This is a genomic window from Protofrankia sp. Cas4 (assembly GCF_963555915.1).
Taxonomy (GTDB): Bacteria; Actinomycetota; Actinomycetes; order Frankiales; family Frankiaceae; genus Protofrankia.
Genome location: NZ_CAUVXL010000241.1, coordinates 22,162 through 37,042, shown reverse-complemented (window position 1 = coordinate 37,042; position 14,881 = coordinate 22,162). Strand labels below are relative to the sequence as shown.

9 protein-coding genes are annotated in these 14,881 nt (G+C 65.8%); 7 read left to right on the top strand and 2 right to left on the bottom strand.

Translation table 11 applies throughout. The features are described from left to right. Positions 1-42: 42 nt before the first annotated feature. The 7 genes from nusG to U9979_RS21805 all read left to right on the top strand — a co-directional run bounded on the left by nusG (position 43) and on the right by U9979_RS21805 (position 12,081). On the top strand, positions 43-840 hold the full coding sequence (gene nusG / locus U9979_RS21835) for a transcription termination/antitermination protein NusG (protein WP_322747908.1): 798 nt from the start codon (positions 43-45) through the stop codon (positions 838-840). Between the two features lie 155 nt (positions 841-995). After that, positions 996-1,427: a 50S ribosomal protein L11 gene (gene rplK / locus U9979_RS21830; RefSeq protein ID WP_322747909.1), complete on the top strand. Its 432-nt coding sequence runs from the start codon at positions 996-998 to the stop codon at positions 1,425-1,427. 70 nt (positions 1,428-1,497) lie between these two features. Beyond that, on the top strand, positions 1,498-2,211 hold the full coding sequence (gene rplA, locus U9979_RS21825; RefSeq protein ID WP_322747910.1) for a 50S ribosomal protein L1: 714 nt from the start codon (positions 1,498-1,500) through the stop codon (positions 2,209-2,211). A gap of 334 nt (positions 2,212-2,545) precedes the next feature. Beyond that, on the top strand, positions 2,546-3,169 hold the full coding sequence (rplJ, locus tag U9979_RS21820; RefSeq protein ID WP_322780794.1) for a 50S ribosomal protein L10: 624 nt from the start codon (positions 2,546-2,548) through the stop codon (positions 3,167-3,169). A 92-nt stretch (positions 3,170-3,261) separates the two neighbouring features. Beyond that, positions 3,262-3,651, top strand: a complete 390-nt coding sequence (rplL, locus tag U9979_RS21815; RefSeq protein ID WP_416210088.1) for a 50S ribosomal protein L7/L12 — start codon at positions 3,262-3,264, stop codon at positions 3,649-3,651. 813 nt (positions 3,652-4,464) lie between these two features. Continuing rightward, positions 4,465-7,887, top strand: a complete 3,423-nt coding sequence (rpoB, locus tag U9979_RS21810; RefSeq protein WP_322780793.1) for a DNA-directed RNA polymerase subunit beta — start codon at positions 4,465-4,467, stop codon at positions 7,885-7,887. A gap of 294 nt (positions 7,888-8,181) precedes the next feature. Further along, positions 8,182-12,081 carry a DNA-directed RNA polymerase subunit beta' gene (locus tag U9979_RS21805; RefSeq protein ID WP_322780792.1) on the top strand — a complete coding sequence of 1,300 codons (3,900 nt, stop codon included), beginning with the start codon at positions 8,182-8,184 and terminating at the stop codon, positions 12,079-12,081. Positions 12,082-12,307: 226 nt separating this feature from the next. Here U9979_RS21805 and U9979_RS21800 read toward each other — a convergent pair whose 3' ends face one another. Then, on the bottom strand, positions 12,308-14,260 hold the full coding sequence (locus U9979_RS21800) for an ABC transporter ATP-binding protein (RefSeq protein WP_322780791.1): 1,953 nt from the start codon (positions 14,258-14,260) through the stop codon (positions 12,308-12,310). Between the two features lie 108 nt (positions 14,261-14,368). Beyond that, entirely contained in the window at positions 14,369-14,743 is a 375-nt protein-coding gene (locus tag U9979_RS21795) for a hypothetical protein (RefSeq protein WP_322780790.1), read from the bottom strand. Positions 14,744-14,881: the final 138 nt, after the last annotated feature.

The window sequence follows — 14,881 nt, the reverse complement described above, 5'->3', positions numbered from 1 at the left end:
GCACAGCTCACAGAGCACGGTCAAGAGAGAAGGAACGTCCGCGTGTCCCAGGTTCCCGAGCACGTCTCCTCCGAACAGGGGGAGGCTCTCGACGGTCTCAACCCGCTGGCGGCACTGGCGCACGACGAGGTGGCAAGCACGGAAGCCGGCGCCCTGCCGCAGGACGGCGAGGGCGGCGACGGCTCCACTGGCACCGACACCGACCCCGGCTATCTCGCCACGGCCGCCCCGGATGTCGACCAGCCCGCCTTCGACGAGGACGACGAGGACGATGATGACGACGTCCGGCGGGCGCTGGCGGACGCGCCCGGAGACTGGTACGTCATTCATTCATATGCCGGCTATGAGAACAAGGTGAAGACGAACCTCGAGACTCGGATCTCCAGCCTCAACATGGAGGAGTACATCTTCCAGATCGAGGTGCCGACCGAGGAGGTCCCGGTCATCAAGAACGGCAAACGGCAGCTGGTTCAGCAGAAGAAGTATCCGGGCTACATCTATGTCCGTATGGACCTCACCGACCAGTCGTGGTCGGCCGTTCGGAACACTCCCGGGGTGACCGGCTTCGTCGGCCTGACCAACAAGCCGTCGCCGTTGCGGACGGAGGAGGTTGTTTCGATTCTCGCGCCTCCGGCACCGCCCGAGAAGAAGGCCGAGACGGTCCGGGTGCAGGAGTTCGAGGTCGGGGAGTCGGTGACCGTCATGGACGGCCCGTTCGCGACCCTGCCCGCGACCATCAGTGAGATCAACCTCGATGCACAGCGGCTCAAGGTGCTGGTGTCCATCTTCGGCCGCGAAACCCCGGTCGAGCTCCAGTTCAACCAGGTTGCGAAGATCTGATCTGCCCGATGGCCGATGGTGGAGCGATCATGTGCGTGCTCGCGCCGCCGGAGGTTCCAACCAGCCCGGCGATGCGTTAGCCGGCTGACGGCGGCGCGGTCACCGCACTTTTTGCGCCGACGGAGACCCCAGGAAACCCAGAGAGAAACGACACCATGCCTCCCAAGAAGAAGATCTCGGCCGTCATCAAACTCCAGATCAACGCCGGTGTGGCGACACCCGCACCTCCGGTGGGCCCGGCGCTCGGCCAGCACGGCGTCAACATCATGGAGTTCTGCAAGCAGTACAACGCGGCCACCGAGTCACAGCGTGGGAATGTCGTCCCGGTCGAGATCACCGTGTACGACGACCGTTCCTTCACCTTTGTCACCAAGACCCCGCCGGCGGCACGGCTCATCCTCAAGGCCGCCGGAATCGAGAAGGGCAGCGGTGTTCCGCACCGCACCAAGGTGGCGAACCTCACCGCGGAGCAGATCCGCCAGATCGCCCAGACCAAGCTGCCCGACCTCAATGCGACCACCCTGGACGCCGCCGAGAAGATCATTGCCGGGACCGCGCGGTCCATGGGCATAACCGTCAGCGGCTGACCGCCAAGGCCGGAACGACTGTGGGAGGGCGCCCGTCCGGGCTGCCCGCCATGACCACAAGGAGACACACATGAAGCGCAGCAAGGCATACCGGGCCGCCTTCGAGAAGATCGAAGCGGACCGCCTGTACACGCCGCTGGAGGCCGTTGCGCTGGCCCGGGAGACGTCCACCACCAAGTACGCCGCGACGGTCGAGGTCGCGCTGCGCCTGGGTGTCGATCCGCGCAAGGCCGACCAGATGGTCCGCGGCACCGTGAACCTGCCGCACGGAACCGGCAAGTCCCCGCGGGTTGCGGTTTTCGCCGTCGGCGAGAAGGCTGACGAGGCCGCCGCGGCGGGTGCGGATATCGTCGGCAGCGACGATCTCGTGCAGCGGATCCAGGAAGGATTCCTGGACTTCGACGCGACGGTCGCGACGCCCGACCAGATGGCGAAGGTCGGCCGTATCGCCCGGATCCTGGGGCCACGCGGACTCATGCCGAACCCCAAGACCGGAACCGTCACCCTTGACATCGCCAAGGCCGTCCGCGACATCAAGGGCGGAAAGATCAACTTTCGGGTGGACAAGCAGGGCAACCTGCATATCGTGATCGGAAAGACCGCTTTCACCGATGAGCAGTTGATCGAGAACTACGGTGTCGCGTTGGACGAGATCGTCCGGGTGAAGCCGTCGGCGTCCAAGGGTCGCTATCTGAGGAAGATCACGTTGACGACGACGATGGGTCCGGGAATCCCGGTCGATCCCAGCCGTACCCGTAACCTTCTCGAGGATGCCACGGTCTGATCTTTCCGGCGGGTCGCGATCCGGGGCTCCGGGTGTTCGGGGCTCCGGACACCCGGACCTTCGTGGTAGCCGCTTGGCGGCCCGTCGGTCCGTGTCTGGTCGTTGCGTGTACTATCTGACAAGAACCAAACCGAAGACCGCTGGTCGTCGTCCCGTTCCGGGGCGACCGAAGGTCCGGCATGACCGGGCGGCCCGCGCAGGTGAGGGAGCGTTGCCCCGGGGCTGGCGGCTAGCCGCGTACTCCCCGGTACTTCAGCCCCGTGCGCCTGCGCCGGGGCGTTTGTCGTTATCCGGCATCTTTCGGGTGACTGGCCAGACCCCATGAAGGAGCCCGATGGCGAAGCCGGAAAAGGTCGCCGCGGTAACAGAGATCGTAGACTCGTTCCGGGGCGCGTCCGCGGCGGTACTCACCGAGTACCGCGGGTTGACGGTGAGCCAGCTCACCGAGCTACGCCGTTCGCTGGGCGAGGGCACCGAGTACGCCGTGGTGAAGAACACCCTGACCAGGATTGCCGCCGCGCAGGCGGGCGTCACGGGTCTGGACGAACTCCTGGTCGGCCCGACAGCGGTCGCGTTCGTCACCGGCGACCCGGTCGAGGCGGCCAAGAGCCTGCGTGACTTCGCCCGCGCCAATCCCGCCCTGATCGTCAAGGGTGGGGTCGTCGAGGGCCGGTCGATGTCGGCAGACGACATCCGCAAGCTCGCCGATCTCGAGTCCCGCGAGGTGCTGCTCGCCAAGCTCGCCGGTGCGCTGAACGGGTCGCTGGCCCAGGCGGTCCGCCTGTTCGCGGCGCCGCTGTCCCAGGCGGCTCGCCTGGCCGAGGCATTGCGTGCCAAGCGGGAGGCCGAGCTGCCCGCGTCCGAAGCCCCCCTGCCGCAGGCGTCGGCCACAGACGGACCGGCCACAGACGGACCGGCCACAGACGGACCGGCCGCGGCGGCGCCGAGCGCCGAATAGAGCTGTCCGTCCAGCCCTACACCAGATACTCCAAACCAGTTCCCGGTACCCGCCACGGGCGGCGTGCCATCACAACCGGAAGGACCGCCACGATGGCGAAGCTGTCGACCGTCGAGCTGCTGGACGCGTTCAAGGAAATGACGCTGCTGGAGCTGTCGGAGTTTGTGAAGCAGTTCGAGGACACCTTCGGGGTGACCGCGGCAGCCCCGGTCGCGATCGCCGTTGCCGGCGGTGCCGGTTCGGCCGCTGAGACGCCGGTCGTCGAGGAGCAGGACGAGTTCGACGTCATCCTCACCGCTGTGGGCGACAAGAAGATCCAGGTCATCAAGGAGGTCCGCGCGCTGACCAGTCTGGGCCTGAAGGAGGCCAAGGACCTCGTCGACGGCGCACCGAAGCCGGTCCTGGAGAAGGCCACCAAGGAAGCCGCGGAGAAGGCCAAGGCCGCGCTTGAGGGTGCCGGGGCGACGGTCACCGTCAAGTAGCGACGGGGTCACCGTCAAGTAGGCACTGATCGGTCGGGCCGCCGCTCGTCAACGGACAAGGCGGGCAACGGCGGTCCGACCGGTTGCCGGGGCCCCTCCGGCAGGCCGCTGGTAAGGCCGGCCCTCGGGAGTCTGTCGTCGGCCGAGTGCGCGGTGCCACGCCAGTTCCGTGGCTGTTACGGTGAGCTGCTGCGGTGCCATGTTGTTAGGGTGCGGCATGCGGTCTTCCGGTTGGGGTTGACGACCTCACCCGGGACGGAGTTCCATCATCGGGAAGCGGTGAGACATACCTGTCGAGCAGCCTTGCCAGCAGTGCGGCCATCGGCTACACTGCTCGTTTGGGCTGCCCTTTCGTCGTGCGCTTGCGTTTCCTTCGGGTACGCGACGATCCGGCCCCGCGCGCAACCGCGTCCCGTGGCGCGGCCGTCCAGACGTAAGGACCGAGGTAATCCGAGCGAGACCGTTGACCGCAACCTGCCACCGAACCGCCGCCGCGTCGCCAGCCTGGGATGACCCTCCCACACAGGTGTCCTCCTTCGGAAGATGTCGTGACGGACTACTCGTCGACGCCCGTGTCGCGTCTGCCCGCACCGTGTCGCGTCTGCCCGCACCGTGGGGCAGCAGCGCGTTCCGTTGGACTACCCCCGCCGACACTCCGCACAACCGTAGCGAGACACTGATCACCCGACCACCCTTCGCCGGATTGTTCGAGGAGGCCGAGGGCAACGTGAGAAGAATCATGATCGCGTTGTCGGCGGCCCAAGGACGCATGAGCACCGCCAGCCCGACGATCAGGCCACCGGAAGGACCACCTTGGCCGCCTCGCCTAACTCCTCCCGCATCTCGTTCGCAAAGATCATCGAACCTCTCGAGGTCCCCGATCTTCTCGCCCTGCAGACCCAGTCCTTTGACTGGCTGATCGGCAATGAGGCGTGGGCGGAACGGGTCCAGGAAGCCATCGACGCCGGTCGTGACGACGTACCCGTCACGTCGGGTCTCGAAGAGGTCTTCGAGGAGATTTCTCCTATCGAAGACTTCTCGGGTTCGATGTCACTGTCGTTCCGCGACCACCGTTTCGAACCGCCGAAGTACTCCGTCGAGGAGTGCAAGGACAAGGATATGACGTACTCGGCCCCGATGTTCGTGACGGCCGAGTTCACCAACAACAACACCGGTGAGATCAAGAGCCAGACGGTGTTCATGGGCGACTTTCCGCTCATGACTCCGAAGGGCACCTTTGTCATCAACGGGACCGAGCGGGTTGTCGTCAGCCAGCTCGTGCGTTCGCCCGGTGTGTACTTCGAGAAGACCATCGACAAGGTGTCGGACAAGGACCTGTTCTCTTGCAAGGTCATCCCGTCCCGGGGCGCCTGGCTGGAGTTCGAGGTCGACAAGCGGGACACCGTCGGTGTGCGTATCGACCGCAAGCGCCGCCAGTCGGTGACCGTGCTGCTCAAGGCACTCGGTTGGGACGAGGCGCGCATCCTCGAGCGCTTCGGTGATTTTCCGTCGATGCGAGTGACGCTGGAAAAGGACCACACATCCAGCCAGGACGACGCGCTGCTCGACATTTACCGCAAGCTCCGGCCGGGTGAGCCGCCGACACGCGAGTCGGCCCAGACGCTGCTGGAGAACCTCTTCTTCAACCCGAAGCGTTACGACCTGGCGAAGGTCGGCCGCTACAAGGTGAACAAGAAGCTCGGCGTCGACGTCCCGCACGACGTGGGCGTGCTCACCGAGGATGACGTCGTCCGCACGATCGAATATGTCGTGCAGCTGCATGCGGGCAAGGACAAGTCATATGACGTGGATGACATCGACCACTTCGGTAACCGTCGGTTGCGTACGGTCGGCGAGCTGATCCAGAATCAGGTGCGGCTCGGTCTCGCCCGGATGGAGCGGGTCGTCCGGGAACGGATGACCACCCAGGACGTCGAGGCGATCACTCCCCAGACGCTCATCAACATCCGGCCGGTCGTCGCCTCCATCAAGGAGTTCTTCGGCACCAGCCAGTTGTCCCAGTTCATGGACCAGACCAACCCGTTGGCGGGCCTTACCCACAAGCGGCGCCTGTCCGCGCTAGGCCCCGGTGGTCTGTCCCGGGAACGGGCCGGCTTCGAGGTCCGCGACGTCCACCCCAGCCACTATGGCCGGATGTGCCCGATCGAGACGCCGGAAGGCCCGAACATCGGTCTGATCGGTTCGCTGTCGACGTTCGCGCGGGTCAACCCGTTCGGCTTCGTCGAGACGCCCTATCGCAAGGTCGTGGCCGGTCGGGTTACAGACAAGATCGACTACCTCACCGCGGACGAGGAGGACAGGCACGTCATCGCGCAGGCGAACGCGCCGCTGACCGGCGACGGTTCGTTCGCCGAGCACCGCGTCCTGGTGCGCCGCAAGGGCGGCGAGGTTGAGTTCATCCCGCCGGACGAGGTCGACTACATGGACGTCTCGCCGCGCCAGATGGTGTCGGTGGCCACAGCCATGATCCCGTTCCTTGAGCACGACGACGCCAACCGCGCCCTGATGGGCTCGAACATGCAGCGCCAGTCCGTCCCGCTGCTGCGCAGCGAGGCGCCGCTGGTCGGTACCGGCATGGAGGCCCGCGCGGCCAAGGATGCCGGCGACGTGGTCGTCTGCACACAGTCCGGCGTTGTGGAGGATCTGTCCGCCGACTACATCACCGTGATGCACGACGACGGTACCCGGCGTACCTATCGGATGGCGAAGTTCCGCCGGTCCAACCAGGGGACGTGCATCAACCAGAAGCCGATCGTCGACGAGGGCGACCGCGTCCTGGCCGGTCAGGTCATCGCGGACGGCCCGTGCACCGACAACGGCGAGATGGCGCTGGGCAAGAACCTCCTGGTGGCGTTCATGCCCTGGGAGGGGCACAACTACGAGGACGCGATCATCCTCTCCCAGCGGCTCGTCCAGGACGACGTGCTGTCCTCGATCCACATCGAGGAGCACGAGGTCGACGCCCGTGACACCAAGCTCGGCCCCGAGGAGATCACCCGGGACATCCCGAACGTCGCCGAGGAGGTCCTGGCCGACCTCGATGAGCGCGGGATCATCCGGATCGGCGCTGAGGTCTCGCCCGGTGACGTGCTGGTCGGGAAGGTCACGCCGAAGGGCGAGACCGAGCTGACCCCGGAGGAGCGGCTGCTACGCGCGATCTTCGGTGAGAAGGCCCGGGAGGTCCGCGACACCTCGCTGAAGGTGCCGCACGGCGAGTCCGGCAAGGTCATCGGGGTCCGGGTCTTCGCTCGCGAGGACGGCGACGAGTTGCCGCCCGGGGTGAACGAGCTCGTCCGGGTGTACGTCGCCCAGAAGCGCAAGATCACCGATGGTGACAAGCTGGCCGGCCGGCACGGAAACAAGGGCGTCATCGCGAAGATCCTTCCTGCCGAGGACATGCCGTTCCTCTCGGACGGCACTCCGGTGGACGTCGTGCTCAACCCGCACGGTGTGCCACGCCGTATGAACATCGGCCAGATCCTGGAGACCCATCTCGGTTGGGTGGCCAAGACCGGCTGGCAGGTTGACGACGGCGTCGAGGACTGGAAAGAGCGCCTGCGTGGTATCGGCGCGCATCAGGCCCCGCCCGACACCAACGTGGCGACGCCGGTGTTCGACGGCGCTCGGGAAGAGGAGATCACCGGTCTGCTCGCCTCGACGCTGGCCAACCGTGACGGTGACCGGCTGATCGGCTCCAGCGGCAAGGCGCGGCTCTTCGACGGCCGGACGGGCGAGCCGTATCCGTACCCGGTGGCGGTCGGCTACATCTACATCCTCAAGTTGCTGCACCTGGTCGACGACAAGATCCACGCACGGTCGACCGGCCCGTACTCCATGATCACACAACAGCCGCTGGGTGGTAAGGCGCAGTTCGGTGGACAGCGCTTCGGTGAGATGGAGGTGTGGGCGCTGGAAGCGTACGGCGCCGCCTACGCCCTCCAGGAGCTGCTGACCATCAAGTCCGACGACGTCCTGGGCCGTGTCAAGGTCTACGAGGCCATCGTCAAGGGTGAGAACATTCCCGAACCCGGCATTCCGGAGTCCTTCAAGGTCCTCATCAAGGAAATGCAGTCACTGTGTCTGAACGTGGAGGTTCTCTCCAGTGACGGTCTCTCCATTGAAATGCGCGACACCGATGAGGATGTCTTCCGTGCCGCGGAAGAGCTCGGTATCGATCTGTCCCGGCGTGAGCCGAGCAGCGTTGAGGAGGTCTGACGACTAGTCGGCCGAGGGGCGCGCAAGCATGGCTCCACCTGCGCGCCCGCAGGCCCCCAAGGGAACCTGATGACCGCCGGCCGTGAGGATCGACGGTGCTACCAGTGGTCGTGACTCGCAGTTGGTGATCAGAAACCCGCCGGGTCACGGCGTCCGGTAGCCCGGATGCACTGATCGTTTCCCGGCGTCCCGCCGACCTTGGAATAACTGACGGCAGAAGCCCCCCGTCGCCGCCATTACTCGCAATGCCCGCCGGCGATGGGGGGGCAGCCAGACGGCAGAGAGAGAAGACACGTGCTCGACGTCAACTTCTTCGACGAGCTGCGCATCGGCCTCGCCACGGCAGACGACATCCGCCAGTGGTCACACGGTGAGGTCAAGAAGCCGGAGACAATCAACTACCGCACCCTGAAGCCGGAAAAGGACGGACTCTTCTGCGAGAAGATCTTCGGTCCGACCCGGGACTGGGAGTGCTACTGCGGCAAGTACAAGCGCGTTCGCTTCAAGGGCATCATCTGTGAGCGCTGCGGTGTCGAGGTCACTCGGGCCAAGGTGCGTCGTGAGCGGATGGGTCACATCGAGCTGGCCGCGCCGGTAACCCACATCTGGTACTTCAAGGGTGTGCCGAGCCGGCTCGGCTACCTGCTCGACCTTGCGCCGAAGGACCTTGAAAAGGTCATCTACTTCGCCGCGTACATGATTACCAATGTGGACGTCGAGGCGCGCCACCGCGACCTGCCCACCCTCGAGGCGCGGATCTCGGTGGAGAAGCAGCATCTCGAGGACAAGAAGAACGCCGACGTCGAGACGCGGCAGAAGAAGCTTGAGGCGGACCTCGCGCAGCTGGAGGCCGAGGGCGCCAAGGGCGACGCCCGGCGCAAGGTCCGGGAGGCGGCTGAGCGCGAGATGCGCCAGATCCGCGACCGCGTCCAGCGCAAGATTGATGATCTTGGGCGGGTGTTCGACCGCTTCAAGGGCATGAAGGTCCAGGATCTCGAGCCGGACGAGCTGCTCTACCGCGAACTGCGGGACCGCTTCGGGCAGTACTTCGAAGGCGGCATGGGTGCCGAGGCACTGCAGCGCAGGCTCGTCGACTTCGACCTGGCCGCGGAGGCCGAATCACTGCGGGAGACGATCCGCAGTGGCAAGGGGCAGAAGAAGGCCCGGGCGCTGAAGCGTCTCAAGGTGGTCTCGGCGTTCCTGAACACCCGCAACTCCCCGAACGGGATGGTGCTCGACTGCGTTCCGGTCATTCCGCCGGACCTGCGCCCGATGGTGCAGCTCGACGGTGGTCGGTTCGCGACATCCGACCTCAACGACCTCTACCGTCGGGTGATCAACCGTAACAACCGACTCAAGAGGCTGCTCGACCTCGGCGCCCCTGAGATCATCGTCAACAACGAGAAGCGGATGCTGCAGGAGGCCGTCGACGCGCTGTTCGACAACGGCCGCCGTGGCCGGCCGGTCACCGGCCCGGGTAACCGCCCGCTCAAGTCGTTGTCGGACATGCTCAAGGGCAAGCAGGGGCGCTTCCGCCAGAACCTGCTCGGTAAGCGGGTCGACTACTCCGGCCGTTCTGTCATCGTCGTCGGGCCGCAGCTGAAGCTGCACCAGTGCGGTCTGCCCAAGCAGATGGCGCTCGAACTGTTCAAGCCGTTCGTGATGAAGCGGCTGGTCGATCTCAACCACGCGCAGAACATCAAGTCTGCCAAGCGGATGGTGGAGCGGGCCCGTCCGGTCGTCTGGGATGTGCTCGAAGAGGTCATCACCGAGCATCCGGTGCTACTCAACCGGGCACCGACCCTGCACCGGCTCGGTATCCAGGCGTTCGAGCCACAGCTGGTCGAAGGCAAGGCCATCCAGATTCACCCGCTGGTCTGCACCGCGTTCAACGCGGACTTCGACGGTGACCAGATGGCTGTGCACCTGCCGCTGTCCGCGGAGGCGCAGGCCGAGGCGCGCATCCTGATGCTGTCGAGCAACAACATCCTGTCGCCGGCATCCGGGCGTCCACTGGCCATGCCGAGCCTTGACATGGTCACCGGGGTGTTCCACCTCAGCCGGCTGGCCGAGGGCGCGATCGGCGAGGGTAGGGCGTTCTCCAGCGTGGCCGAGGCGCAGATGGCCTTTGACGCGCGGGAGATCGCACTGCAGGCGAAGATCAAGGTTCGGCTGCGCGACACCACCCCGCCGCTCGACTGGACTCCGCCGTCGGACTGGGTCAGCGGTGAACCGTTCACGCTGGAGACCACGTTCGGTCGCTGCCTGCTCAACGAGGCGCTTCCGGTGGGGTACCCGTTCCTCAACTACATGGTGAACAAGAAGGCCCAGGCCGTGATCGTCAACGACCTGGCCGAGCGCTACCCGAAGATCCAGGTGGCCGCCACGCTGGATGCGCTCAAGAGCGCCGGCTTCTACTGGGCCACCCGGTCCGGGGTGACCGTGGCGATCGAGGACGTCGTTGCGCCGCCGAACAAGAAGCAGATTCTCGACGAGTACGAGCAGCGCGCGGAGCGGGTGCAGAAGCAGTTCGACCGGGGCTTCCTGTCCGACGACGAGCGCCGTGGCGAACTCGTGCAGATCTGGAACGAGGCGACTGGCAAGGTCGCCGAGGCGATGGAGGCGAACTTCCCGCCGACCAACCCGGTCGCGGTGCTGGTCAACTCCGGGGCCGCCGGAAACATGATGCAGATCCGGCAGCTCGCCGGCATGCGTGGGCTGGTCGCCAACCCGAAGGGTGAGATCATCCCGCGCCCGATCAAGGCCAACTTCCGTGAGGGCCTGAGCGTGGTGGAGTACTTCATCTCCACGCACGGCGCCCGTAAGGGTCTGGCCGACACGGCGCTGCGAACCGCTGACTCAGGGTATCTGACACGGCGGCTGGTCGACGTCAGCCAGGATGTCATCGTCCGCGAGGACGACTGCGGCACCGAGCGCGGCATCGGCACTCGTATCGCCCGCAAGGGAGCGGACGGAGCGCTCGTCCGTGACCGTTACGCCGAGACCGCGGCCTACGCGCGGACGCTCGCATCCGATGCGGTGAACGCCGCGGGCGATGTTGTGGTGCCCGCCGGCACCGACCTCGGCGATGTGGTCATCGGGCAGATCATCGATGCCGGCATCGAATCGGTGAAGGTGCGCTCCGCGCTCACCTGCGCCGCTCGGATGGGTGTGTGCGCACAGTGCTACGGCCGGTCGCTGGCGACCGGAAAGCTCGTGGACGTCGGCGAGGCCGTGGGTATCGTGGCGGCCCAGTCGATCGGCGAGCCGGGCACCCAGCTGACCATGCGTACCTTCCACAGCGGTGGCGTCGCCACCGGTGACGACATCACTCAGGGTCTACCGCGTGTGGTCGAGCTCTTCGAGGCCCGTTCCCCCAAGGGCAAGGCTCCGATCAGCGAGGTCGCCGGCCGGGTGCGCATCGAGGAGACCGAGAAGACGCTCAAGATCGTCGTTGTGCCCGACGACGGTGGCGAGGAGATCGCCTACCCGGTGTCGCGTCGTTCGCGTCTGAAGGTCGAGGAAGGCCAACACATCGGAGTTGGCCAGAAGATCGTCGACGGCGCCGTCGACCCGCACGAGGTGCTGCGCATCCTCGGCCCGCGCCAGGTGCAGCTGCACCTGGTCGACCAGGTCCAGGAGGTGTACCGCTCGCAGGGTGTGTCCATCCACGACAAGCACATTGAAATCATCATCCGCCAGATGCTCAAGCGGGTGAACGTGCTGGAGTCGGGCGAGACCACGCTCCTGCCCGGTGAGCTGGTCGAGCGGGCGCGTTTCGAAGAGGAGAACCGTCGGGTGGTCGAGTCCGGCGGCCAGCCGGCATCGGCCCGTCCGGTCCTCATGGGCATCACCAAGGCCTCGCTCGCGACCGAGTCGTGGCTGTCGGCGGCATCCTTCCAGGAGACCACGCGGGTGCTCACCGATGCGGCGATCAACGCCCGGTCGGACTCGCTGGTCGGGCTGAAGGAGAACGTCATCATCGGCAAGCTCATCCCGGCGGGTACCGGCATCTCCCGGTACCGCAACATCCGGGTCGAGCCGACCGAGGAGGCGCGGGCGTCCATGTACTCGGTGGGTGGTGGCTACGAGGAGGGCGCGACCGTCGAGTACGGAGCGTTCGGTACCGGTAGTGGTCAGGCCGTGCCTTTGGATGACTTCGACTACCGCAGTACAGGCGGGGAGTACCGGTAGGAAGCGAGTACCGGTAGGCAGCGCGAGTACCGGTAGGCAGCGTAGGGAACCCGGGTGGCCGTCCAGGCCTATCCGGGTTCCCGGGAACCGCTGGTGTGGGTTCCGGCCCGCCACGACCGACAAGCGGCCCGTGTGGTCATGTCCGCAGGGACACGATCACACGGGCCGCTTGTCGTGCCAGCGTGGATGGGCCAGCGTGGATGGGCCAGCGTGGATGGGCCGCCGGTCAGCCTACGGTCCGGGGCGCGCCGTGGCCGTTTTCTCGTCTGGGCATCCGCCCCAGCCGGCCACGGCTCAGCTGGGCGTAGATTCCACCGGTTGTGACCAGCCGGTCATGCGGGCCGGCCTCCACCACGGTGCCCTTTTCCATCACGTAGATACGGTCGGCGGCGACGGTCATCGTCATCCGATGGGCGACGATCAGACAGCTGCGATCGGCGAGAAGACGTTCGAACGACGTCCGGAGCTTTTCCTCGGTCAGCGCGTCCAGGTTTGACGTGGCTTCGTCGAGGATGATCGTCCGCGGGTTCTGGACCAGGACCCGGGCGATGGCCAGCCGCTGTCGTTCCCCACCGGAGATCTCATAGCCGTCGCACCCGAGTGGGGTGTGGATCCCGTCCGGCAGGGACCGGACGAGGGAGACGAGACCGGTCGCCTCGAGTGCGGCCCAGAGTTCGTCCGCGGTCGCCGACGGATTCCCGAACCTGAGGTTCTCGGCGATGGTGCGGCGTTGGGTGAACGCTTCCTGGGAGACAAAGCCGACCGCGGCTCGCGCCTGTTCGGCGGTGAGTTCCGCGACGTCCCGCCCGCCCAGCAGAACCCGCCCGGCGGTGGGTGTGAGCAGGCCGCTCGCGAGGTAGCAGAGCGTCGTTTTGCCCGCGCCGCTGAATCCGACGACGGCAACCATCTCGCTTTTGCGCACGACGATGTCCACTGAGCGGACGGCCCAGGTGGGTACCGGCATGTCCGGGGCATAGGAGTACGAGACGTTCGCCAGGACGAGATCGCCGTGAACGGGTGGACGGGGAACGCTCGCCGGTTCTGACACCACCGGTTCGGCTTGCGACACGGTTTCTTCCGGTGGCCGCGGTCGATCGATCATAGCCAGTGGCCGAACGTTGCTGCGGTCCGTAACGCGAGGGAGATCCAGTGGAATGTCAAGGAAAGCCAGAATGCGAACGAGGGAGGACTCGCCGTCAAACAACCGGGTGCGCAGGTCCGCGAATCCGGTGATTGAACGAAAGGCCAGCAGCAGCACGCTGAGGAAGGCCACGAAGGTGCCGGCCGTCATTATCTGTTCCAGGGAGAGCCATACCCCGAGCCCGATCGCGGTCATGGTCGTCAGCACCGAGCTGCCCGCGGAGGTGAGCTGCAGACGGGCGAACACCTGGACACGGGTGCGGAGCGCTGTCGCGATGGCGGAGTCCAGTCGTTCGAACTCCTCCTGGCCGACGCCCTGCGCACGGAACGCACGCAGGTGCAGCGCTCCCGCCGGCCCGGTCAGCTCGATGACGTGATCGACCATCCGGGTGTGCCGCTCGGCTTCCACCCGGCTGATCTCCCGGACGCGTGCGCGAATGCGCCGCAGCAGGATGAAGGGAATCACACCGATAGCGGCAACCGCGAACGCGAGCCGCCACTCCAGCAGGAAGGCCACCACACCTGCGACGACGAGTTCGACCGCCATCGTCGCGACGGCCGGCAGACAGACGGCGCCGGCGATCTGTACCTTGGCCGTATCAATGGTGAAGAGGGCGACGACGTCCCCGTGCCGGGTCCGCATGAAGCGGGGGAACGGCAGGGAAACAGCGTGCTCGTGCAGGTCGTGGCGGATCCGGCAGGCCAGCCGTTCGCTGAGGTAGCCGATCAGTATGTACTGCAGGGTGGCTACGACGGCGCTGAGCACAAAAGCGCCGAGAATGAGGAGAACGGGGAGAAGTATTCCGCTCGTCCGTAGCTGGAGCAGCCAGTCGTCAATCAGGTCGCGAATTGCGAACGGGGCCATGGCCAGGGCCGTCGCGCCGAGCACCGAGAGCCCGGCGTGCGCCATGGCCGCTCTGCTCTGATCCCTGATGAAATGCTCGATCCGAGCGGCGTCGGGGTTCCCGGTAAGCCAGGAGAACAGACGCCCGTACAGCCACGAGACAGTCGCGGATGTCTTGCGTAGGGCCGTCTTCACCGAGGTCTGCTGATGGTTCGGTTTCCCGAGCCATCCGCTGGCCTCGGAGGGCGACCGGCGAGATGCTGTCATTTTGTGAACCGCTTGCCTGATGTTTCGGTTCGGTAATCAGCCGTCGCTGCGCTGAATGTCTGCGAGCCCGACAGGTGTATGATCGTCATCGTGGTGCCCGATGGCGTTGTCGATGGTGGTCTCATCGGTACCGGCGTCAGCCGTGGTGCCGTTGCCGGCCGGCCCCGGTGTCGGGGCTGCTGCTGAGCGCCCACCGCCGGTGCGGATACTCAGCATTTCCCGACCGACGGTGTTACCGTCGCGGTCCGCCGGGGAGCGGGTGACCAGCGATGCGAGGATCGGCCTCTCAACGGCTTCAGCCGCGCTGAAAACGGAAATCTCCACGTCCTCGGATACCTCGATAACCAGCCCGAAGGCACTTGACGGGCTGATTTCCTGATTGTGGTCGAGATGCCGGAGAGAAGTAGGCATGATTCCTCCATCGTAGTCATCCGAACTGACGGTGACGAAATCGAAGTTATCGGGGCGGGGATTAACCGGCAAGCATCCAACATCATGACTCGGCTCACACCTTCGGTAGTGCGCGGGTAATCAGTCTCGAAGGTGACA